We start from the raw sequence: 20217 nt of genomic DNA, 5'->3' as shown, positions 1-20217 counted from the left end.
CGCGTACGCTTGCCCCGTGCTTGTCGCCGCGGCCGTCTGCCCGCCCACTCCGCTGATCACCCTCCAGCTCGACGAGCTCCGCTCGGCCTGTCACACGGCGATCGCCGCGCTCCACGACGCCCGTCCCGACGCGCTGATCGTGGTGGGCGGCGCGGACACCGCGGCCGCGTACGGAGGGCAGGCGGCGGGCACCCTCCGCCCGTGGGGGATCGACGTCACGGCCGGCGGCGCGGACGCCGTGCTCCCGCTGTCCCTGACCGTGGGCCGCTGGCTGCTGGGCGACCGTGCCCCGGACGGCTTCCGGTCCGTCGCGCTCGACGCGCCGAGCGCCGAATGCCTCCTGTTGGGCGAAAAGCTAGGAAAAATCGCGGGAAAGGTGGCGTTGCTGGTCATGGCCGACGGCTCCGCCTGCCTCAGCCCGAGGGCTCCCGGCAAGTACGACGAGGCCGCGGGACCGTACAACCACCTGATCGCGAACGCCGTCGCCCAGGCCGACCCCGGCGCCCTCGCCGCCCTCGACCCCGCGCAGGCGGACCGGCTGTGGGTGGGCGGGCGGGCCGCCCTCCAGGTGCTGGCCGGCGCGGCCGGCACGCAGAGGTACGAGGGCCGCCTGCTCATGGAGACGGCCCCGTACGGCGTGGGCTACGTCGCCGGCCTGTGGACCTGACGCTTCGGCACCGGGATCTTCATCAGGTCGCGGGCGAGCACGACCTCCCCGTCGAAGTGCCGGCGCACCTCCGCCACGAAGGCGGGCTCGTCGGCGAACCCGTAGCGCTCGGAGAAGTGCGTCAGCACCAGCCGCCGCACCCCCGCGTCCGCCGCCACCAGCCCCGCCTCGAACGCCGTCAGATGCCCGTACTCCTTGGCCAGCGCGCTCTCCGACGACAGGAACGTGCACTCGATCACCAGCAGGTCCACGCCCGAGGCCAGCTCGAACACGATGTCGCAGAGCCGCGTGTCCATGACGAACGCCGCGCTCTGCCCCGGCCTGGGCACGCTGCACCGGTCGAGCGTGACCCCGCGCACGGAGCCGGTGCGCTGGAGCTCGCCGACCTCCGGGCCGCGGATGCCGTACGCGGCCAGCCGGTCGGGCAGCATCGTGCGGCCGGCCGGCTCCTGGACGCGGTAGCCGTACGACTCGACCGGGTGGGACAGGCGGCGCGCGGTCAGCGCGCCGACGGTGGCCAGGTCGCCGGAGAGCGGGTGCTCGGAGATCACCGAGGTGTCGGCGAAGGCGGCGGCGTGGCGGAGCCTGCGCCAGTATTCGGCGCCGGAGCCGGGGAAGACCGCGCGCACCGGATGCCTGACCCTGTCACGCGCGATGCGCTGCACGACCCCGGGCACGCCCAGGCAGTGGTCGCCGTGGAAGTGCGTGACGCAGATCCAGTGCACGTCGTTCGCGCTCACCCCGGCGTGCAGCATCTGCCGCTGCGTGCCCTCGCCGGGGTCGAAAAGGAAGCCTTGTCCATCCCAGCGCAGAAGGTAACCGTTGTGGTTACGGTGTCGGGTAGGAACCGCGCTGGAAGTGCCCAGCACCACCAACTCACGTGAGGACATGATGACCACAGTCGCGTTCGCCGAGGTGCCGACGCCGGTTGGGCCGTTCGTGCTGGCCGTCACCGAGGTCGGGCTCGTCGCGTCGGGCTGGAGGTCCCGGCCGCGGCTGGACGAGCGGCTCGCCCTGGCTGAAGTCCATGATTCGGATCGTACGGCCTTCGTGGTCTCCGAGCTGAATGCTTATTTCGCCGGTGAACTGAAGACCTTCGAGACGCCGGTGGACTGGCGGCTGATGTCCGGTTCGCGGCTGCAGGTGCTCCAGACGCTGCACAAGGTCCCGTACGGCACCGCCGTCACGTACGGCGAACTGGCCACGCGCAGTGGCTCCAGCGTGCCCGCCCGCGGCATCGGCTCGATCATGGGCTCCAACCCCATCCCCATCATCGTGCCCTGCCACCGCGTGATCGCGGGCAACGGCCTGGGCGGGTTCAGCGGCGGCGAGGGAGTGGAGACCAAGCGCCGGCTGCTCACCCACGAGGGGTACCTGCAGCCGACACTCCTCGATCTCTAGCAGACTTGTTCTCGTGCGTCAGCAGCCAGTCATCGCCGTCGTGGGCCCCACGGCGGCCGGAAAGTCCGACCTCGCCGTGGACATCGCGCTCCGCCTCGGGGGCGAGTGCGTCAACGCCGACTCCATGCAGCTCTACCGCGGCATGGACATCGGCACGGCCAAGCTCACCCCCGCCGAGCAGCGCGGCGTCCCGCACCACCTGCTGGACGTCTGGGACGTCACGGTCACGGCCAGCGTCGCCGAATACCAGAAGCTGGCCAGGGAGGTCATCGACTCCGTCGCGGTGCCCGTGCTGGTCGGCGGCAGCGGCCTGTACGTGCGGGCGGCCATCGACGAGCTGGAGTTCCCCGGCACCGATCCGGAGATCAGGGCCAGGCTGGAGGGCGAGCTGGCCGAGCGCGGCCCCGCCCCGCTCTACGAGCGCCTGCGCGACCTCGACCCGCTGGCCGCGGCGGCGATCCTGCCGAGCAACGGCCGCCGCATCGTCCGCGCGCTGGAGGTGATCGAGCACTCCGGGCGCCCGTTCTCGGCGACCATGCCCGGCTACGACGCCGTCTACCCGAGCGTGCAGATCGGCCTCGAGGTGCCCAGACCGGAGCTGGACGAGCGGATCGCGCTCAGGGTCGAGCGCATGTGGCGGGCGGGCCTGGTCGAGGAGGTGCGGGGGCTGCTCGGGCGGGGCCTGGCCGAGGGCCGCACGGCTAGCCGCGCCCTCGGATACGCCCAGGTCATCCGCTTCCTGGAGGGGGAGTGGAGCGAGGAGCAGGCGATCGAGGAGACCGTCAGGACCACCAGGCGCTTCGCCCGCCGCCAGGAGTCGTGGTTCCGCCGCGATCCCCGGGTGTGCTGGCTGCCGTACGACGCGCCTGATCTGCTTGAGAGGTCCCTGGCGCTGATCTCCGCAAACCCGTTCGCATAAGCTTGCAAGATGCGGTTTCTTAAGGGGCACGGCACCGAGAACGACTTCGTCATCCTTCCCGACCCTGGCGGAGAGGCAGGCGTGACCGCCTCGCTCGTCGCCAAGATCTGCGACAGGAGAGCCGGCATAGGGGCTGACGGCGTGCTGGTGGTGACGCGCACCAAGGAGAGCCCGGAGGTGGCCGAGCACGCCGCCGTGGCCGAGTGGTTCATGGACTACCGCAACGCCGACGGCAGCGTGGCCGAGATGTGCGGCAACGGCGTGCGCGTGTTCGCCCGCTACCTGATCGACGAAGGGCTGGAGAAGCCCGGCGAGTTCATGCTGGCCACCAGGGGCGGCGTGCGCAGGGTCCGCGTCGAGCCCAACGGCGACATCACCGTCGACATGGGCAAGCCCGTCGTGCGCGGCGAGAGCTGGGCCACCGTCGGCGGCCAGGAATACCAGGGGCTCCACATCGACATGGGCAACCCCCACCTGGCCTGCGCCATCGGCGACCCCGTCGTCCAGCTCGACCTCCACTACCAGCCGGGCTTCGACCCCGGTGTCTTCCCCGCCGGGGTCAACATCGAGCTGTTCAACCCCGTCGGCATCAGCCGCGCGGTCATGCGCGTCCACGAGCGCGGCTGCGGCGAGACCCGCTCCTGCGGCACCGGCACGGTGGCCACGGCGGTCGCCGCCGCGGCCCTGTCGGGCGAGACCACCGGCACCTGGACGATCGAGGTGTCCGGCGGCACGCTGACCGTCGTCCTGGACGAGGAGACGAGCTACCTTTCAGGCCCCGCGGTCATCGTGGCCAAGGGCGAGCTGATGCTTGCAGAATAATGTTCTCTTGAGGGATGCTGGGTCCACTTCGCGAACTGAGAGGCGGACCATGGCTGACCCACGCACCACCGCGAGGCAGGTCAAAGCGGCGATCGGCCAGTACGGCGGCGGGTTCATGATCTCCAGAGAGGCCAAGGCCGTCTGCGAGGAGTACGGCCTCGGCGCCCGCGAGTTCTACTTCCGGGGGCGCTGCGGCGTGCTCGGCGAATGCGACGCCGACGTCGTCAATTCGGTCGTCGTTTTCTTCCCGCCCGACCACGTCGAGGAGAGCTGGAACGGCGGCCGCAAGCTCCCCGTCGACCAGGCCGTCGAGCTGTACGCCGAGGTCTGCGGGGCCTGGGGGCGGCGCAAGCTGGGCGGCTACGAGGGCTGCGCGCGGCTCGCGGAGCTGCTCCAGCCGGTCGTCGATGCCGCCCCGTGCGCGGGCGTCCCGCTGTTCGCGGGCTGGCGGGCCGTGCCGCTGCCCGACGACCCGCCCGCGCGGGCCGTACAGCTCATGCACGTCGTACGCGAGCTGCGCGGCGGGCTGCACGCCAACGCCGTGATCGCGGCCGGCCTGCACCCGCTGGAGGCCACGCTCGCGAGCGGCCACGACGCGACCCCGTTCGGGGCCACCACGGGAGAGATGATCGCCAAGTTCTTCCAGTGGCCGGAGCCGTACGCCACGCCGGGCCCGGAGGTCGTGGCACGCCGCGCCGCGGTGGAGGAGACGACGGACGACCTGATGGCATCGGCATTTTCGGTCCTTGACAGCAGCGAAACGGACGAGCTGATCGGCCTTCTGCGTTTTGGGGACGCTCGTTGACCTGGCAGACTGGCTCCCCATGGACGTGGACATCTGGGCCTGGGTCGGCGAAACCCAGCAGCAGCTTTCCGAGGCGGGCAACGTTGGCCTCGCCATGGCGCTGGGAGACCTCCCCGCACAGGCCTACGAGGGCCGATATCCGCAGCTCGACGTCATGGCCCCGGCCATCGCGCAGCAGGCCGAGGCCCTTGAGCTGCCCTGGCTCGAGTTCTACGCCCGCTACTGGCACCTGATCGGCCGCCTCGGCGACCGGGCGCAGGGCGCGGTCGCCCTCGACGACGCGCAGCAGCTGCTGGCGTTCGCCCAGCGCGAAGACGTACGCGACTGCCCGGCCGCCCCGGCGGCCGTCGAAGCCCTCGCCATCGCCTGGGCCAACACCGACGGCCCCGGCTACGCGAGCGAGCGCCTGGAGGCGCTGGGGACGCACATCGAGGGCATGAGCCCGGAGAAGCCCGCCTTCACGGGCCTCGTCACCGAATACGTCGCCGCGCTCATCGACGCCGGCAAGCCGGGCGAGGCCGTGACCTACGCCGAGTCCGCCGTCGAGCGGCTGCGGGTCGCGGGCCGCGAGGCGAGCTGGGAGCTCGGCGCCGAGAGCGCCCGCGCGCTGCTCGCCGCGGGCCGCGCCGAGGACGCCCTCGACGCGCTGCAGGCCGCGGCCGAGTTCCAGGCCGACGACCCGGTGGCCAAGGAGCACCGCGACGGCGTGCGCCGGGCCCTGATCCTCGCCACGCTCGGCCGCACCGCCGAGGCCGTGGACGCGCTGCCCGACCTCGACGTGGTCGGCGAGCACCCGCGCGTGTTCGTGGAGTGGTCGCAGGCGGTCAGCAAGCTGGCCGGCTCGTCCCAGATCACCAACACCTGGCAGCTCGGCCGCGTGCTGCGCCAGTGGATCGACTACTTCGGCATGATGGGCGGCTACCGCGCCCGCGTCGAGCTCGCGCTGGTCGCCGGCGACCTGGCCATCGCCAGGCAGGGCGTGTGGCAGGCCAGGCTGCTGGCCGACCTGACCGAGTCCGCCGCCGCCGAGCTGCGCGAGACCGAGGGTGTCGCCGACCGGGTCGCCGCCCTGCGGGCCGCCGCCGAGGCCACCTCTGAGCCCGAGGCCCCGGGCCCGCTCGGCGAGCGTGTCGGCCTCTTCGACGCCGCCGACGGCTTCAACGCCGACCCCGAGCGGTGGGTCGGCTGGCTGGCGCCGCTGTCCGGGGAGGACCTGGAGGCCACCCGCCGCCACACCACCACGCTCGGCTTCCTCGGCTACCCCGCCACCGGCGCCGACATCTACTGGAAGATGCTGGTCGACACCGGCGACATCGCCACCGCCGACTCCGACGACGTGGCCTACCTGACCACGCTGCTCGTCGAGGCCCGCCAGGACGAGCGGCTGGAGCAGATGGCCGCGATGCTGCCGCACGCCGCCCAGCACCTCACGCTGGCCCGGCTGCACAGCGCGCGCGAGCGCTGGGAGGAGACGGTCGAGGCCGCCGAGCACGCCGTCGCGGCCGGCGCCGGGATCGAGGCCCGCCGCCTGCTGTCCGGCGCCGCCCAGCAGCTCGACGCCAACTCCAGGGCCGCGGAGGTGCTGCTGGAGGTGATCGACGAGCTCGCCGACGAGGACGTCTGGCGCATGATCGTCATGGCCACCTCGGCGGAGGACTGGGACACCGTACGCAAGGGCGCGGCCAAGATCGGCATGCCGATCAAGTCCAAGGAGGGCCCGATCGAGGAGGAGATGGGCCTCATCAGGCTCATCCTCCCCGCGCCCGACGGCGGCCAGCGCCAGGTGCTGTCCATCCGCACCGGCCCCGCCACGGCCCGGCTCGCCCTGCCGCAGCCGCGCGGCATGGACTACAACGCCGGCGACCTGGTCGTCTTCGACCCGCAGCTGCTGGAGCCGGTGCCCGACGACCCGCAGGAGCAGCAGAACTTCGTGCCGCCGTTCGCGGCGGTGCGCATCCTGCGGCCCGGCGGCTACACCAGCTACTTCTTCGACGGCGCCGCGCCGAGCGAGGAGGACTGGGCGGAGTTCACCGAGGTCATGGCCGAGCGTGGCTGGCCGATGTGGGTCTACAGCGACGAGAACTACACCATCACCCACCCGAGCTCGGGTGAGGCGCTGCCCGGGGTGTTCGGCTGGGTCGCGGTCCCGCCGAACGTGTCGGCCTCCGAGGTCGACGCGTTGCTCGACGACGCCACGGAGCGGTGGGTGCACCCGCTGGCCTGGCTCGACCTGGCCCGTGAGATCGACGTCGAGGTCGAGCGGCACGAGCGGATCGTCAAGGAATACGGCCTCTGACGGCTGCGGTCCTGCCATCGGAAGGGCGTCGCGCGCGTGCGGCGTCCTTCCCCCGGGGCGGTGCTCGGCCTTGCACGGGCGCGTCACCTCGAGCCGCGCGGAGCGAGGTCCACACGGTGTTCGGCCTCGCAAGGGATGCCGGGTCGTGAACGGAAGGCGGGATGTGACGTGCTGGAGCGGTTCGCGCTCGACGGCAAGGTGGCCATCGTCACCGGCGCCTCCTCGGGGCTGGGTGTCGCGTTCGCCCGCGGTCTCGCGGAGGCCGGCGCCGACGTCGTGATCGGGGCCCGGCGCGCCGACCGCCTGGAGGAGACGCAGCGGCTGGTCGAGGAGACCGGCCGCCGGTGCCTGGCCGTGCAGACGGACGTGGCGCGTCCGGAGGACTGCGACGCGCTGGTGGCCGCCGCCGTCGATGCCATGGGCGCCGTGGACGTGCTGATCAACAACGCCGGCATCGGCACCGCCGTGCCCGCGCTGCGGGAGACGCCCGAGGAGTTCCGGCAGGTCATCGACGTCAACCTGCTCGGCACGTACTGGATGGCCCAGGCGTGCGCGCGCGTGATGCGGCCCGGCTCGTCGATCGTGAACATCGGCAGCATCCTCGGCGAGACCACGGCCGGGCTGCCCCAGGCCGCCTACAGCGCCTCGAAGGCGGCGATCATCGGCCTCACCCGGGACCTCGCGCAGCAGTGGACCGGCCGGCGCGGCATCCGGGTCAACTGCCTGGAGCCGGGGTTCTTCCACTCGGAGATGACCGAGCAGTTCAAGCCCGGCTACGTGGAGGCGGTCGTCGAGTCCAGGGTGGTGATGAAGCGGCCGGGCGATCCGGCGGAGCTGGTGGCCGCGGCGGTCTTCCTGGCCGGCGACGCGGCCTCGTACATCACCGGGGTGACGCTTCCGGTGGACGGCGGAGTGCTGCTCACCTGACGCGGGCGGCTACGAGCCGAAGCTGGTCACCGGCCGGCCGGCCGAGCACTCGATCTTGAGCTCGACCTCCGCGCCCTCCTCGGGCTCGAACTCCACCTTGGCCTTGCGGGCGGGCCCCGGCTCGACCTGGTCCACCGAGTAGTTCTGGGCCGGGCTCCACGAGCGCAGCGTGACCAGGTCGCCCTCGCACGAAGCGATCACGGTGCCGCCCGCGGTGCGGATCAGCTTGCCCTGGGCCGTCTGCGGCGGCGTCCCCGCCGTCGGGGTGGCGTCGCCGGCCGGGGTGCCGGTGGCGCGCTGGGTGGCGGTGTTCAGGGCGGCGCGGACCTCGGCAGGGCTGAGCACGTGGCCGGGGTCGCCGGTGAGGCCGGTGCCGAGCAGGGTGAGCACCGCCACGGCCGCGCCGGTCGCGGCGACGGCGGTGGCGGCCCAGGCCAGCACGAGTCTCTTCATGGTCGACAACATCCCCCATGTACGGCTAACGCCAGGTTAAGGCGGTGCTAAGGCTGCTCGGGGCATCGTCATCGACCGTCTACGTTCTTGTACATGGCTGACATCCTGCTCATCGAGGACGACGTGGCGATCCGTACGGCGCTCAGCCGCGGCCTGCGCGAGCTCGGTCACGCCGTCTCCTCGTCCCCGACGGCGCTGGACGGGCTGCGGCTGGCCGTGCAGGACCGTCCCGACCTGATCGTGCTCGACCTGGGTCTGCCGGATCTGGACGGGGTGGAGCTGCTGCGGATGTTGCGGGCGGTCAGCAGGGTGCCGGTCATCGTCGCGACCGCGCGTGACGGGGACGCCGAGATGGTTCCGGTGCTGGACGCGGGGGCCGACGACTACGTGGTCAAGCCGTACAGCGCGGCGCAGCTCGACGCGCGGGTGCGGGCCGTCCTGCGGCGGGCCGGGGGGTCGGCGCCCGAGCCGGCGCTGGCGGTGGGGGCGTTGCGGGTGGACCCGCGGGCGCGTACGGCCACGCTCGACGGGGCGGCGCTGGATCTGACGCCGCGCGAGTTCGACGTGCTGCACTATCTGGCCGCGCGGCCCGGCGAGGTGGTGACCAAGCGGGAGCTGCTGACGGAGGTGTGGCAGCTGCCGTACGGGGGCGCGGACAAGACCGTGGACGTGCACCTGTCGTGGCTGCGCAGGAAGCTGGGGGAGACGGCCGCGGAGCCCCGCTACCTGCACACCGTGCGCGGGGTCGGCGTCAAGCTGGTCGAGCCGTCATGAGGCAGATGACGGCGGTCGCGGGGACGCGGAGGGGGCGGGCGTGAGGCGGTGGCTGGCGTTGCTGGTGGCGGCCACGACGTCCCTTGTGCTGATCGCGTTGCTGGTGCCGATGGCGCTGCTCATCCGGGCCGTGGCCGAGAACGGCGCGATGGGCAGGGCGACCGCCGCAGCGGAGTCCGTGGCGGTCGCGGTGGGCACGCCCGACCTGGAGCTGGCGATGGCGCAGGTGCCGCGTCCGGTGACGGTGTTCCTGCCGGGCGGGCGCACGGTGGGCGCGGCGGCGGCCCGTACCGACGCGGTGCGCCTGGCCGCGACCGGGCGCAGCGTCACCGCCGTGGCCTCCGGCGGCAGGGAGGTGCTGGTCTCCGCGCAGTCGTCCGAGGGGACGGCGGTGATCAGGGTGTTCGTGCCGGAGGCGGAGCTGACGAAGGGCGTGCGCGAGGCGTGGCTCGGGCTGCTCGTGCTGGGGATCGTCCTGGTGGTGCTGGGGATCGTGCTGGCGGACCGGCTGGCGCTGGCCGTCACGCGGCCGGTGGACGGGCTGGCCCGGGTCTCGCACCGGCTGGCCGGGGGCGACCTGACGGCCCGGGCGGAGCCGGGCGGGCCGCCCGAGGTGCGTTCGGTGGCGCTGGCGCTCAACCATCTGGCGGGGCGGATCGACGAGCTGCTGGTGGCGGAGCGGGAGTCGGTGGCCGACCTGTCGCACCGGTTGCGTACCCCTTTGACCGGCCTCAGGCTGGACGCCGAGTCGCTGCGGGACCCGGAGGAGGCGGCGCGGCTGCAGGCCCGCGTGGACGCCCTGGAACGGGCGGTGAGCGCCGTCATCACGGACGCGCGGCGCCGCTCGGCCGGGCGCGCGTCGTGCGACGCGGCGGCGGTGGTGGGGGAGCGGGTGCGGTTCTGGTCGGTGCTGGCGGAGGACCAGTGCCGCGAGGTGTCGATCTCGCTGCCCGACGGGCCGCTGCCCGTCGCGGTGAGCGCCGAGGAGCTCGCGGCCTGCGTGGACGCCCTGCTCGGCAACGTCTTCGCGCACACCCCGGAAGGGGCCTCCATGGCGGTACGGCTCACGCCGCACCCGTCGGGGGCTGTGCTGGCGGTCGAGGACTCGGGGCCGGGCTTCGACCCCGAGCTGCTGGAACGGGGTAACAGCGGAGGCGGTTCGACCGGCCTCGGCCTCGACATCGCCCGTCGTACCGCCGAGTCCTCGGGCGGCCACCTGGCCGTCTCCACGCCAGAAGGGGGCGGCGCGCGGGTGGAGATGGTCTTAACCGGTGCTTAGCGCGCGATTATCGGCGATCGCGATTTCGTGGAGTCATGCAGATCACGAAGAAGTTCATCGTCGTCGGTGCCGGGATCGTCACGCTGGTCGCGGGCGGGGGCGTCGCCTTCGCCGCCACCACGTCCACGGCCGCCGCACCCAAGGTCACGGCCGAGCAGGCCATGGAGATCGCGCACAAGGAGGTGGCCGGGGCCTGGGTCAGCGAGATCGACTACCAGCGCAGGGGCACGCGGCCCGACGCGTGGGAGGTCGAGCTGACCAAGGGCACGGAACGGCACGAACTGGACGTGGACGCGGCCACCGGCAAGGTCATCAAGCACCAGACGGGCAGGGACGACGACCACGGCCACGACGACCACGACGACGACTGACGGCATCCCCTACGGCCGCCGGAAGGCCCACCGCGCGCGGCGGTGGGCCTTCCGGCCGTCAGCGGGTCATCTTCATGACGACCGGACGGTGGTCGGACAGGGTGCTCGACAGGACGGAGCCGCTCGTGGTGGTGACGCCCTTGGCGTAGATGTAGTCGATGCGGGCGTCCCCGTGGGTCGGCTGGTTGGCGTACCGGGCGCCGGTGTCCACCCAGCCCGCGCTCACGAACTTCTTCGACAGCGCGTCCGTGGGCGGCGCGTTGAAGTCGCCGGTGAGGATCAGCGGGGACCGGTTCGCGAGGTAATTACGCACCTTGTCCGCCTGGGCCTCGCGGCGGGCCACCGAGGTGGCCGACAGACCGGGGGACAGGTGGGTGGTGAACACCGTGATCGTCGAGCCGCCGCCGAGGTCGAGCTTGGCCCCGGCCATGGAGCGGTTGACCGGGCAGGTCTCGAAGTCGCTGATCGGGATCGTCACGCGCTCGAGGATCTTGAACGAGGACAGGATCGCGTTGCCCGCCTTGCCGGGCTGCGGATCGTCGCAGGGGCCGGGGTTGTCGCCCGCGCCGAAGTGGGCGTTGGCCGTGATGTCCCAGCCGAGCTCGTCCGCCAACTGCTTGACCTGGTCGGCCTCCGGCTTGCGATGGATCTCCTGCACGGTCACGATGTTGGCGCCGCTGCCGCGGATCACTGCGGCGATGGCCTTCATGTCAGCGGTGTCGCCCGCGACGTTCCAGTCGAGGACCACGAGGTTCGTCGTGGCGTGCGCCGGGACGGGCAGGGCGGTGGAGGCCAGCACCGTGACCGCCGCGGCCATCATCACTTTGATCCGTTTTGTCGCATGCATGCCGTCGGATCTTACGGACCGCGTGACTGTTCGTATAGATCTTCAGCAGCTCGACAGGATGCTCTCCATGGCGTCCTTCTCCGCCGACGTCACCCAGACGGCGTACTTCGTCTTCACGTCGATCTGGCGGGCGATGTAGGTGCACCGGTACGACTTGACCGGCGGCAGCCAGGTGGCGGCGTCGGAGTCGCTCTTCTGGCCGTTGAGCGGGCCGTCGACGGCCATGAGGTTCAGCGGGTCGTTGGCGAACTCCTTGCGCTTGTCCGCCGCCCACTGCTGCGCGCCCTTCTGCCAGGCGTCCGACAGCGGGATCACGTGGTCGATCTGGACGGCGGTGCTGGTGTCCTGGCCGCGCTTGAAGTTGATCGTCTTGCCGCTGTACGGGTCGTGCAACGTGCCGCTCAGCACGATGCAGTCGTGGGTCCCGGCCTTGAACTTCTCGTCCACCAGGTCCCGCTTGAGTATGTCGTTACGGGTGTCGCAGCCGTTGTGGTCGACGTCCGACCACGCCGGGCCGAACTTGTCCCGGTCGAACCCGGTCTTCGGGGCCCGGCCCTTGACCGTTAACTTGGCGAGCTTCTTGCGGGCGTCCGAGACGGACACCGAGTCGGACTTGCCCCCCTTGTCGGTACCGGCCGAGGACTGCCCCTGCAGCCCGCCACAGCCCGCCAGCACCGCCACCGTGGCCGCACCGGCCATGAACGCCCGAACCCGCCGCCCCACGCCCACTCCCCAGACTTCGTCGAACCTTCGTAAAGTCTAGGTCAAGTGCCCATAAAAGGCCCTATCACGCGTCCAAGGTGCCCACTTCAACGTTTTGCCGTGGATAGGGCCCTGTGCACCTCCGGGCAAGGCTGCCTTAATCTGAACGTGGATCATGGCATGTCGGAAAGAGGGGACATGGCGCAGCGGCGCTTGCTGGAGGGACTCGGCGTCACCGTCGCCGAGGAGACCGCCTACCGCGCGCTGCTCAGGCACGGACCGGCGACGCTGAGCCAGCTCGCCGCCGAGACCGGCTCGTCCGCCGCGGCCATCCGCCGCATGCTGCCCAGGCTGGAGGACCTCGGCCTCATCTCCCGCGTCGCCGGCCGGCCGCTGCGGCTGATCGCCACTCCGCCGAACGTCGCCATCGACATCCTCGTCGCGCGCCGCCAGGAGGAGATCGCGCACAGCAGGGCCGCCGCCGCGCTGCTGGCCACCGAGGTCGCCGAGCGCAACGGGCCGAACCCGGAGGAGGTGCTGGAGGTGGTGAGCGGGCGCGACGCCGTGGCCCGCCGCTATCTCCAGCTGGAGCGCAACGCCACGCGGGAGATGCTCGTGCTGGTGCATCCGCCGTACGCGGTGGATGTCAGCGACGACCGGGAGAACCGCAGGCGGGCGGCCCGCCAGGGGGCGCCCATTCGCGGCATCTACGGTCCGCAGGCGTTCGAGCACCCCGGCATGCTGGCCCACACGCGGCGGGCCATCGCGGACGGCGAGGAGGCCAGGCTCGGGCAGGTGCCGGTCAAGCTGGCCATCGCCGACGCCCGCACGGCCATCCTGCCCCTGGTCTCCGACGAGGACCAGGCCGTGGAGAGCGCGCTCGTGGTGCACCCGTCCGCGCTGCTGGACGCGCTGGTGGGGCTGTTCGAGACGCTGTGGCGGGCCGCCGTGCCGCTCCGCCTGACCGCCGCGGACGGCCTGGAGCCCGAGGTGTGGCCGCGCACGCCCGACACGGAGGTGCTGGCGCTGCTGGCGGCCGGGATGAAGGACGACGCCATCGCCAGGCAGCTGGGGCTCAGCCCGCGTACGGTGCAGCGCCGGGTCCAGATGCTGTGCGAGCGCCTGGACGCCAGGACCCGTTTCCACGCGGGCTTCCTCGCCGCCCAGCACCGCCTGCTCGAATGAGTCAGGCCTCGGCGCTCAGGGCTGTCTTCGTCAGCTCCGCCTGGCGCTGGATCTGTCCCAGGACGACGGGGTTCACCCCCTTGGCCTGGAACGTGGCGACCATCTGGTCCATCACCGCGTTCGCCCGGTCCAGGTCCCCCTGCCGCGCCTCGGCCCTGGCCAGGCGGCGCATCACCAGGTTGAGGGTGATGTTGTCGATGCTCGCGTCGCGGGCGACCTGGCTGAGGTGCTCGATGCCCTGCTTGGGATCCGGCGGCCGGACGCGCAGCCGCTTGCCCGCCGTCACCGCCTTGAACTCGCGCTCGGCGTTCAGCCCCTTGACCATGCGGGCGTAGACGGCCAGCGGGTGGGCGCCGTACCGGTCGATGACCTCGTCCAGGGCCTCGTTGCCCGAGCGCAGCGCGGGCGAGTCGGAGCCGAGCAGCGAGAACAGCTGTCCCTGCTCCTCGCCGAGCATCAGCTCGGCCACCTGGTGGTCGTCGCGGCTGACCGGGAAGCGCACCCTGACCAGGCACGCGGGGGAGACGATGCGGGAGCCGTCCGCGGCGATGTACTGGGCGCGCACGTGGTATTCGCCGGGCTGCTGGAAGTAGTGCCCGTCGCGGCCGTGCCCGATGTACGCGCTGCGGTACATGGCCGGGTTGCCCTCGTCCAGCCGGATCTCCGGCGAGGCGTCCACGCAGTGCCGCATCATCGGCCGGTACAGCACGGTCCTGCCGCCCGGCTGCGTGATCGACACCTGGGTGAACTCGGTGTCGGGGTGCAGGTGGCCGTGCGTGACACGGGGCTCGCCGGCGCAGGACAGCTTGAACTCGACCACGACGGGCTCGCCCAGCTCGAACGACTCCTTGGCGCGCAGCTCCAGCCGCAGCCCGGAGCGGTCCTCGACGGGCTGCTCGAACGGCGCGATCTCGGCGGCGCCGGTCCCGAACGCGTTCGCGCCCATGGCCACGTCGCGGTAGAAGCCGTGGCGCAGGTGGATCAGCTCCGGGTCCGTGAAGTGGAACGGGAAGGCGGCCCAGTAGCCTGGCTCGCCGCCCGGGCGGTAGTTCTGCACGTAGTTCATCCACGACAGATCGCCGAAGCCGCAGTCGGGGCCCAACGGCTGGGGCGGGGTGCCGAGGTTCTTCTGCCAGGAGTGCAGCAGGTTGAAGGCGTGCCCGAGCTCGTGCACGTACGTGCGCAGCTGAGCCCGCTGCGCCTGCGGCGTGGCCCCCTTGATCACGTCGTAGAACACCGCGGACCCCTGCCGCTGGTGCGCGTCGTTGTAGTCGAACATGATCCCCCGGTAGCCGCCCACGTGCTTGCTGGCCACCAGCAGCCACACCCGCCAGGCCGGCGCGTCGCCGAACCCGCTGAACTGCTGCGTCATCGCGTGATGCAACTCGGCGTCGTCCCACGCCAGGTCCGCGCCCGACCCGTCCACCGGGATCACCCCCGGCTGGGCGAGGGTCAGCTCGATGCCCGCCTCCGCGTACGCCGCCGGCACGCTCAGCTCCCTGACCGGCGAGCCGCCCGGCCCCGGCAGCGTGCCGGTCTGGTACGACACGAACGGCACGGTCCCGATCACGGAGTCCTGCTCCAGCAGCACGCTGCGGAAGTACGGAGAGGCGAAGGCCACCTGGTACGTGCGCCCCGCGACCTCGGCCGTCCCCGACCCGTCGGCGATCGTGACGCTCACGTCCTTCACCGGAGTGTCGAACGTGAAGACCCCGCGCCCTTGGATCCGGGACTCCCGCACGGTGGGCGCGTTGACCACGAACGAGCCGGCGTAGGAGGTCGTCGCGCCCGCCACGGTGAACAGGTCGCCGCTCACCCGCCCGGTGGGCCTGGTCCCGTCGACGTCGACCCGGAGCGCCAGCTGCGAGTCGCCGTCCTGTCCCTGGTACAACCCGCTGATCATGGGCCGCTCCCTCGCTCGGGGCCTACACGAGGGAACACTTCACCGACCGCGGGTGCCTGTCAACGCGATCCGCGAACTTGGAGAGCCCCGAGCAACTCCTCCGACGCCTTGGTGATCGTCTCCACCGCCCGGTCGAACGCCTCGGCGTTGTGCGCGGCGGGCGCGCGGAAGCCGGAGATCTTCCTGACGTACTGCAAGGCCGCCGCCCGCACGTCCTCCTCGGTGACGCTCTCGGTGAACGGGGGGCGCAGGGTTTTGATGCTTCTACACATGCCCTAACCGTAACTTCGTTCAGCGTGCGTCGACCGCCGGGCCGAGCTCGTTGCCGAAGTCGAGCGCGATCTTGCGCATGCCCTCGGCCAGGTCGTCGCGGTCGATCGCGTCGATCCGCTCGGCGGGCCCGGAGACCGACATCGCGGCCACCACCCGCTCGCCGTCCCACACGGGCACGGCCAGGCAGTGCACGCCGAGCTCCTCCTCGCCCAGGTCCATGGCGTAACCCTGGGCCCTGACGAGCTCGAGCTCGGCCAGCATGGCCGTCAGGTCGGTGATCGTGTTGGGGGTGCGCCGGGGCATGCCGGTGCGCTCGAAGACGGCCACCGCCTCGGCCGCGGGCCGCCCGGCGAGCAGCGCCTTGCCCACGGCCGTGCTGTGCGGCAGCACCCGCCGGCCCACCTCGGCGAACATCCGCAGCCTGCGCGGCGAGGGCACCTGCGCCACGTAGACGACGAAGTCGCCTTCGAGCACGGCCAGGTTGGCGGTCTCGCCGGACAGCTCGACCATCTTGGTCAGGTACGGCTGCGCCCACACACCCACCATGCTCTCGGCGATGCCGCCCAGCCGCACGAGGCCGCCGCCCAGGGCGTACCTCTTGTCGGATTCCTGGCGCACGTAGCCGCGGGCGAGCAGGGTGCGCAGCAGCCGGTGGATGGTCCCGTACGGCAGGCCGGTCCTGGCGGCGATCTCCGACAGGCCCGCCTCACCCCCGTGCTCGGCCAGCGCCTCCAGCACGTCCAGCGCCCGCTCCACCGACTGAACACTCATAGGATTACCCCGCGCAGCGACGCGTCCAGCACCTCGGCCGTGTGGGCCACCCTGATGTCCGAGCCGGCGCGCCGCATGGCCGCGGCGATCTGCATCGTGCAGCCGGGGTTGGCCGAGACCAGCAGCTCAGCGCCGGTCGTGGCGACCGCGCCGGCCTTCCTGTCGCCGAGGTCGCGGGCGGCCTGCGGCTGGAAGATGTTGTACGTGCCCGCCGACCCGCAGCAGATGGCCGACTCGGGGATCTCGCGGACCACCAGGTCGGGGATGCCGCTCAGCAGCTCGCGCGGCTGGGCGCGCACGCCCTGGGCGTGGGCCAGGTGGCAGGCGTCGTGGTAGGCGACGGTGAGCGGCAGCGGGTGCCGCTTGGCCACGGGCCCCAGCTCGGCGAGGTACTCCGACAGATCGACCACCCTGAATCCCGGCTCGCGCCCGAGCAGCTCGCCGTACTCCTTCATCGACGAGCCGCAGCCGGCCGCGTTCACCACGACGGTGTCGACCCCGGCCCTCTCGAACGTCCTGACCGTGCGGCGCGCCAGCCGCCTGGCCTGGTCCTCGCGCCCGGAGTGCACGCTGAGCGCCCCGCAGCAGCCCTGACCGCGCGGGATGACCACGTCGCAGCCCTCCAGGGAGAGCACCCGCGCGGTGGCCGCGTTCACCTGGGGGAAGAACTCGCCCTGCACGCATCCGGTGAGCATGCCCACCACGGCCCGGCGCTCGCCCCTGGCCCTGACGACGCGCGGCATCCGCTGCCGGTGCTCGACGCGCGGCGCGAGCGCGGCCATGGCGCCGAGGCTCGGATTGGCCCTGGCGAGGAACGGCGCCAGGCGCTCGGCCAGCCACATCCCCGGCCGCAGCAGCCGCAGCCTGCGCGGATAGGGGAACAGGCTGAACACGATCCCGCGCACGGCCCGCTCCTGCGGATCCCGCACGTGCGTGCGCTCCACCTCGGCCCTGGTCTGCTCGATCAGGCGGTCGTATTGAACCCCGGACGGGCAGGCCGTGACGCACGCCATGCACCCCAGGCAGGCGTCGAAGTGCCCGGCCATCTCCGGGGTGACCGGAGTGCCCTCGACGTGCTGCTTCATCAGGTGGATGCGGCCGCGCGGCGAGTCCATCTCCTCGCCCCACAGCACGTACGTCGGGCACGTGGGGAGGCAGAACCCGCAGTGCACGCAGTCGTTGATCAGCTCCGGGTCCATGTCAAATGCCTCCCAAGAACCGGCCGGGAGACATCCTGCGCCCGGGGTCGAACCGTTCCTTGACCCGCCGCATCAACGGCAGCCCGCTCACCTGCCCCCACCTGTCGACGCCCTCGTACGGCGTGGCCAGCACGTTCAGCCGCCCGCCCAGCGCCTCGATCCGGCCCCGCAGCAGGGTGACGGCCGCCGCCAGTTCCTCCTGCGAGACCTCGCCCCAGAGCTCCAGGTACGCCCGCCCTGCCGCGGCCGACCCGCGGAAGGCGAACCCGGCCTCCCCGGCGGCGGCCAGCGCCCCGGCCGCGCGCGCGGGCGGGAACCGGGCCTCCAGCAGCACGTCGTCCCTGAGGATCAGCCCCCACCACTCCGGCGCCTCGGCCGTGACCGTGCCCTCGCCCAGCACCTCGCGCAGCGCCAGCGCACGCTGCTCGGCCGCCGAGCCCTCCACGAGCACCGCGACCGTCGCCTCCTTGCCGTCGGGGCAGTCGATCTCCACGGCGGACGGCTCGGCCTGGGAGGCGGCCAGGCGGAGCAGCACGTCGTCGGCCGGTTCGGTGGTCGCCACGAGCCAGCGCCGCTCCACGGGCAGCGGGTGCAGCCGGAACGTGGCCTCCGCGATCACGCCGAGCGTGCCCTGCGAGCCGGTGAAGAGCTTGCCGAGGTCGTAGCCCGCGACGTTCTTGACCACCCGGCCGCCGGACCTGGCGACGGTCCCGTCGGGCAGCACGACCGTGATGCCGATGAGCAGGTCACGGGCGGTGCCGTACCGGAAGGCGCGCGGGCCCGCCGTCGCGGTGGCGAGCGTGCCGCCGACCGTGGTGTGCTCCCTGAACGGTGGGTCGATCGCCAGCTCCTGGCCCTGCTCGGCGAGCGCGGCGGCCAGCGCGTCCATGGTCAGCCCGGCCTGCGCGCGCACGACGAGGTCGCCGGCGGCGTGCTCGATGAGGGAGTTCATGCAGCACAGGTCGATGAGCACGTCGCAGCGCTCGGGCGGGGCACCCCAGTGCAGCTTCGTGCCGCCGCCCGCGGGCACCGCCGCCAGGTCCTGCTCGGCGCAGGCCCGCAGCACGGCCGAGATCTCCTCGACCGTCTCGGGCAGGGCGACCCAGCGGGGCAGCACGCCGTTGACGGCGTCGTCGGCGTCCGCCTGCCTGATGGTCACCCCCGTGTCGGTCAGCATCAGAACTGCTCCGCCTTCCCCGACTCCACCAGCGGGTGCACGCCCTTGCGCACGCCCGGTACCTCGCCGCACAGGCGCGGGGTAGGGAACACCTTGCCCGGGTTCGACAGGCCACGGGGGTCGAACGCGCACCGGACGAGTTGCATGGTGTCCAGGTCGTCCGCGCTGAACATCTTCGGCATATAGCGGGATTTATCCACCCCGACTCCGTGCTCGCCCGTGATCGAGCCGCCGTGCTCGATGCACAGGTCGAGGATCGCCCCGGAGACCACCTCGGCCCGCTCGCCGGCCCCCGGCTCCGCGTCGTCGAACAGCACGAGCGGGTGCAGGTTGCCGTCTCCCGCGTGGAAGACGTTGGCGACCCTGATGCCGTGCTCGTGCGAGAGCCGGTCGATGGCCGCCAGCACGCCGGGCAGGGAGGTGCGCGGCACGACGCCGTCCTGCACGATGTAGGCCGGGCTGATGCGCCCGACGGCGGCGAACGCCGACTTGCGGCCCTTCCAGATCGCCGCCCGCTCGTCCGGGCCGGCGGCCACCCGCAGCTCGAAGGCGCCCGAGCAGATCTCCGTGAGCCGGGCGAACTGCTCGTCCACCTCCGCCCGCGGGCCGTCCAGCTCCACGATCAGCACGGCGCCCGCGCCCTCGGGGTAGCGGCAGGCCACCGCCGCCTCGGCCGCCTCGATGGCCAGCGCGTCCATCATCTCGATCGCGGCGGGCACGATGCCCGCGCCGATGATCGCCGAGACGGCCTGGCCGCCCTGCTCGATGCTCTCGAACGCGGCCAGCACCGTGGTCACGGCCTCCGGCGCGCGGCAGAGGCGTACCGTGATCTTGGTGGCGATGCCCAGCGTGCCCTCGGAACCGATGAACGCGCCCAGCAGGTCGTAGCCGGGGTCCATGCGGTCGAGCGTGACCAGGTCGCCGTCGGGGGTGACGATCTCGCAGGCCTCGACGTGGTTGACCGTGAAGCCGTACTTGAGGCAGTGGGCGCCGCCGGAGTTCTCGGCGACGTTGCCGCCGATGGAGCAGACCTGCTGGCTGGAGGGATCGGGCGCGTAGTAGTAGCCCCGGTCGCGCACGGCCTCGGTGATGGCCAGGTTGGTGACGCCGGGCTCGACGACCGCCCGGCGGTTGTCCAGGTCGATCTCCAGGATCCCGCGCATCTTGGAGGTGACGATGAGCACGCCGTCCTCGCGGGGGAGCGCGCCCCCCGACAGGCCGGTGCCCGAGCCCCTGGCCACGAAGGGCACGCCGAAGTCGTTGCACACGCGTACCACGCGGGCGACCTGCTCGGCCGTGTCGGGCAGCACGACCACGCCGGGGGTCGCCCGGTGGTAGGTGAGGCCGTCGCACTCGTACGTGCGCAGGCGTACCGGATCGGTGATCACCGAGTCATGGGGCAGCAGCGAGCGCAGGGCCGCTGTCAGCGTTTCCAGCACCCGATCC

Annotated in this window: 21 protein-coding genes; 11 read left to right on the top strand and 10 right to left on the bottom strand. The window is 72.2% G+C overall.

The window, feature by feature from the left end; genetic code table 11:
• The first annotated feature begins 16 nt into the window (after window positions 1-16).
• Window positions 17-667 (top strand): hypothetical protein, encoded by a 651-nt coding sequence (locus tag AB0L65_RS04200; protein ID WP_364240119.1) that lies wholly within the window; start codon window positions 17-19, stop codon window positions 665-667.
• Here AB0L65_RS04200 and AB0L65_RS04195 read toward each other — a convergent pair.
• A complete protein-coding gene (locus AB0L65_RS04195; protein WP_364240117.1) occupies window positions 643-1557 on the bottom strand; it encodes a ribonuclease Z in 915 nt (304 codons plus the stop codon). The two genes, AB0L65_RS04200 and AB0L65_RS04195, sit on opposite strands and share 25 nt — an antisense overlap.
• Between AB0L65_RS04195 and AB0L65_RS04190 the strand changes: the two genes are divergently transcribed.
• The 6 genes from AB0L65_RS04190 to AB0L65_RS04165 all read left to right on the top strand — a co-directional run bounded on the left by AB0L65_RS04190 (window position 1556) and on the right by AB0L65_RS04165 (window position 7837).
• Window positions 1556-2068 carry a methylated-DNA--[protein]-cysteine S-methyltransferase gene (locus AB0L65_RS04190; protein WP_364240115.1) on the top strand — a complete coding sequence of 171 codons (513 nt, stop codon included), beginning with the start codon at window positions 1556-1558 and terminating at the stop codon, window positions 2066-2068. The genes AB0L65_RS04195 and AB0L65_RS04190 overlap by 2 nt on opposite strands.
• A 13-nt stretch (window positions 2069-2081) precedes the next feature.
• A complete protein-coding gene (gene miaA, locus AB0L65_RS04185) occupies window positions 2082-2987 on the top strand; it encodes a tRNA (adenosine(37)-N6)-dimethylallyltransferase MiaA (RefSeq protein ID WP_364240113.1) in 906 nt (301 codons plus the stop codon).
• Window positions 2988-2996: 9 nt separating this feature from the next.
• A complete protein-coding gene (dapF, locus tag AB0L65_RS04180; RefSeq protein WP_364240111.1) occupies window positions 2997-3809 on the top strand; it encodes a diaminopimelate epimerase in 813 nt (270 codons plus the stop codon).
• A gap of 49 nt (window positions 3810-3858) precedes the next feature.
• Window positions 3859-4614 carry a hypothetical protein gene (locus AB0L65_RS04175; protein ID WP_364240109.1) on the top strand — a complete coding sequence of 252 codons (756 nt, stop codon included), beginning with the start codon at window positions 3859-3861 and terminating at the stop codon, window positions 4612-4614.
• A 19-nt stretch (window positions 4615-4633) separates the two neighbouring features.
• On the top strand, window positions 4634-6910 hold the full coding sequence (locus AB0L65_RS04170; RefSeq protein WP_364240107.1) for a tetratricopeptide repeat protein: 2277 nt from the start codon (window positions 4634-4636) through the stop codon (window positions 6908-6910).
• A gap of 168 nt (window positions 6911-7078) precedes the next feature.
• Window positions 7079-7837 carry a glucose 1-dehydrogenase gene (locus AB0L65_RS04165; RefSeq protein ID WP_363967538.1) on the top strand — a complete coding sequence of 253 codons (759 nt, stop codon included), beginning with the start codon at window positions 7079-7081 and terminating at the stop codon, window positions 7835-7837.
• A 9-nt stretch (window positions 7838-7846) separates the two neighbouring features.
• On the opposite strand, the gene AB0L65_RS04160 is transcribed toward AB0L65_RS04165, so the two are convergent.
• Window positions 7847-8290 (bottom strand): hypothetical protein, encoded by a 444-nt coding sequence (locus AB0L65_RS04160; RefSeq protein ID WP_364240106.1) that lies wholly within the window; start codon window positions 8288-8290, stop codon window positions 7847-7849.
• Window positions 8291-8383: 93 nt separating this feature from the next.
• On the opposite strand from AB0L65_RS04160, the gene AB0L65_RS04155 reads away from it, so the two are divergent.
• From AB0L65_RS04155 to AB0L65_RS04145, 3 genes are read left to right on the top strand one after another with little or no spacing between them, the layout of a single operon-like run.
• Window positions 8384-9064 (top strand): response regulator transcription factor, encoded by a 681-nt coding sequence (locus tag AB0L65_RS04155; RefSeq protein ID WP_185071881.1) that lies wholly within the window; start codon window positions 8384-8386, stop codon window positions 9062-9064.
• A gap of 40 nt (window positions 9065-9104) precedes the next feature.
• Complete coding sequence (locus AB0L65_RS04150; RefSeq protein WP_364240104.1) at window positions 9105-10343, top strand: HAMP domain-containing sensor histidine kinase; 1239 nt, start codon at window positions 9105-9107, stop codon at window positions 10341-10343.
• A gap of 35 nt (window positions 10344-10378) precedes the next feature.
• Complete coding sequence (locus tag AB0L65_RS04145; protein WP_364240102.1) at window positions 10379-10714, top strand: PepSY domain-containing protein; 336 nt, start codon at window positions 10379-10381, stop codon at window positions 10712-10714.
• A gap of 58 nt (window positions 10715-10772) precedes the next feature.
• On the opposite strand, the gene AB0L65_RS04140 is transcribed toward AB0L65_RS04145, so the two are convergent.
• Both AB0L65_RS04140 and AB0L65_RS04135 read right to left on the bottom strand, forming a co-directional pair.
• A complete protein-coding gene (locus AB0L65_RS04140; protein ID WP_364240100.1) occupies window positions 10773-11561 on the bottom strand; it encodes an endonuclease/exonuclease/phosphatase family protein in 789 nt (262 codons plus the stop codon).
• Window positions 11562-11603: 42 nt separating this feature from the next.
• Window positions 11604-12284 (bottom strand): HNH endonuclease family protein, encoded by a 681-nt coding sequence (locus AB0L65_RS04135; RefSeq protein ID WP_350724858.1) that lies wholly within the window; start codon window positions 12282-12284, stop codon window positions 11604-11606.
• A gap of 177 nt (window positions 12285-12461) precedes the next feature.
• Between AB0L65_RS04135 and AB0L65_RS04130 the strand changes: the two genes are divergently transcribed.
• On the top strand, window positions 12462-13448 hold the full coding sequence (locus AB0L65_RS04130) for a helix-turn-helix domain-containing protein (RefSeq protein ID WP_364240098.1): 987 nt from the start codon (window positions 12462-12464) through the stop codon (window positions 13446-13448).
• 1 nt (window position 13449) lies between these two features.
• On the opposite strand, the gene AB0L65_RS04125 is transcribed toward AB0L65_RS04130, so the two are convergent.
• Genes AB0L65_RS04125 through AB0L65_RS04100 form a run of 6 tightly spaced genes read right to left on the bottom strand, consistent with a single transcriptional unit; the run spans window position 13450 to window position 20207 of the window.
• Entirely contained in the window at window positions 13450-15351 is a 1902-nt protein-coding gene (locus tag AB0L65_RS04125) for a hypothetical protein (RefSeq protein ID WP_364240097.1), read from the bottom strand.
• Window positions 15352-15410: 59 nt separating this feature from the next.
• On the bottom strand, window positions 15411-15623 hold the full coding sequence (locus tag AB0L65_RS04120) for a DUF2277 domain-containing protein (RefSeq protein WP_138672144.1): 213 nt from the start codon (window positions 15621-15623) through the stop codon (window positions 15411-15413).
• Window positions 15624-15642: 19 nt separating this feature from the next.
• Window positions 15643-16395, bottom strand: coding sequence for an IclR family transcriptional regulator (locus tag AB0L65_RS04115; RefSeq protein WP_364240095.1), 753 nt, complete (start codon window positions 16393-16395; stop codon window positions 15643-15645).
• Window positions 16392-17594 (bottom strand): heterodisulfide reductase-related iron-sulfur binding cluster, encoded by a 1203-nt coding sequence (locus tag AB0L65_RS04110; protein ID WP_364240093.1) that lies wholly within the window; start codon window positions 17592-17594, stop codon window positions 16392-16394. Before AB0L65_RS04110 ends, AB0L65_RS04115 begins: the two co-directional genes overlap by 4 nt.
• A 1-nt stretch (window position 17595) precedes the next feature.
• The gene (locus AB0L65_RS04105; RefSeq protein WP_364240091.1) at window positions 17596-18771 is read right to left on the bottom strand and encodes an FAD-binding oxidoreductase; all 1176 of its coding nucleotides are present in this window, start codon (window positions 18769-18771) and stop codon (window positions 17596-17598) included.
• A complete protein-coding gene (locus AB0L65_RS04100; protein WP_364240565.1) occupies window positions 18771-20207 on the bottom strand; it encodes an FAD-linked oxidase C-terminal domain-containing protein in 1437 nt (478 codons plus the stop codon). The genes AB0L65_RS04105 and AB0L65_RS04100 overlap by 1 nt, the downstream gene beginning before the upstream one ends.
• Window positions 20208-20217: the final 10 nt, after the last annotated feature.

Origin of the sequence: Nonomuraea sp. NPDC052116, from assembly GCF_040680035.1 — a bacterium.
GTDB lineage: Bacteria > Actinomycetota > Actinomycetes > Streptosporangiales > Streptosporangiaceae > Nonomuraea > Nonomuraea angiospora_A.
Note: the sequence above shows the minus strand (reverse complement) of the source record. Positions and strands in the feature narration are given on the sequence as shown.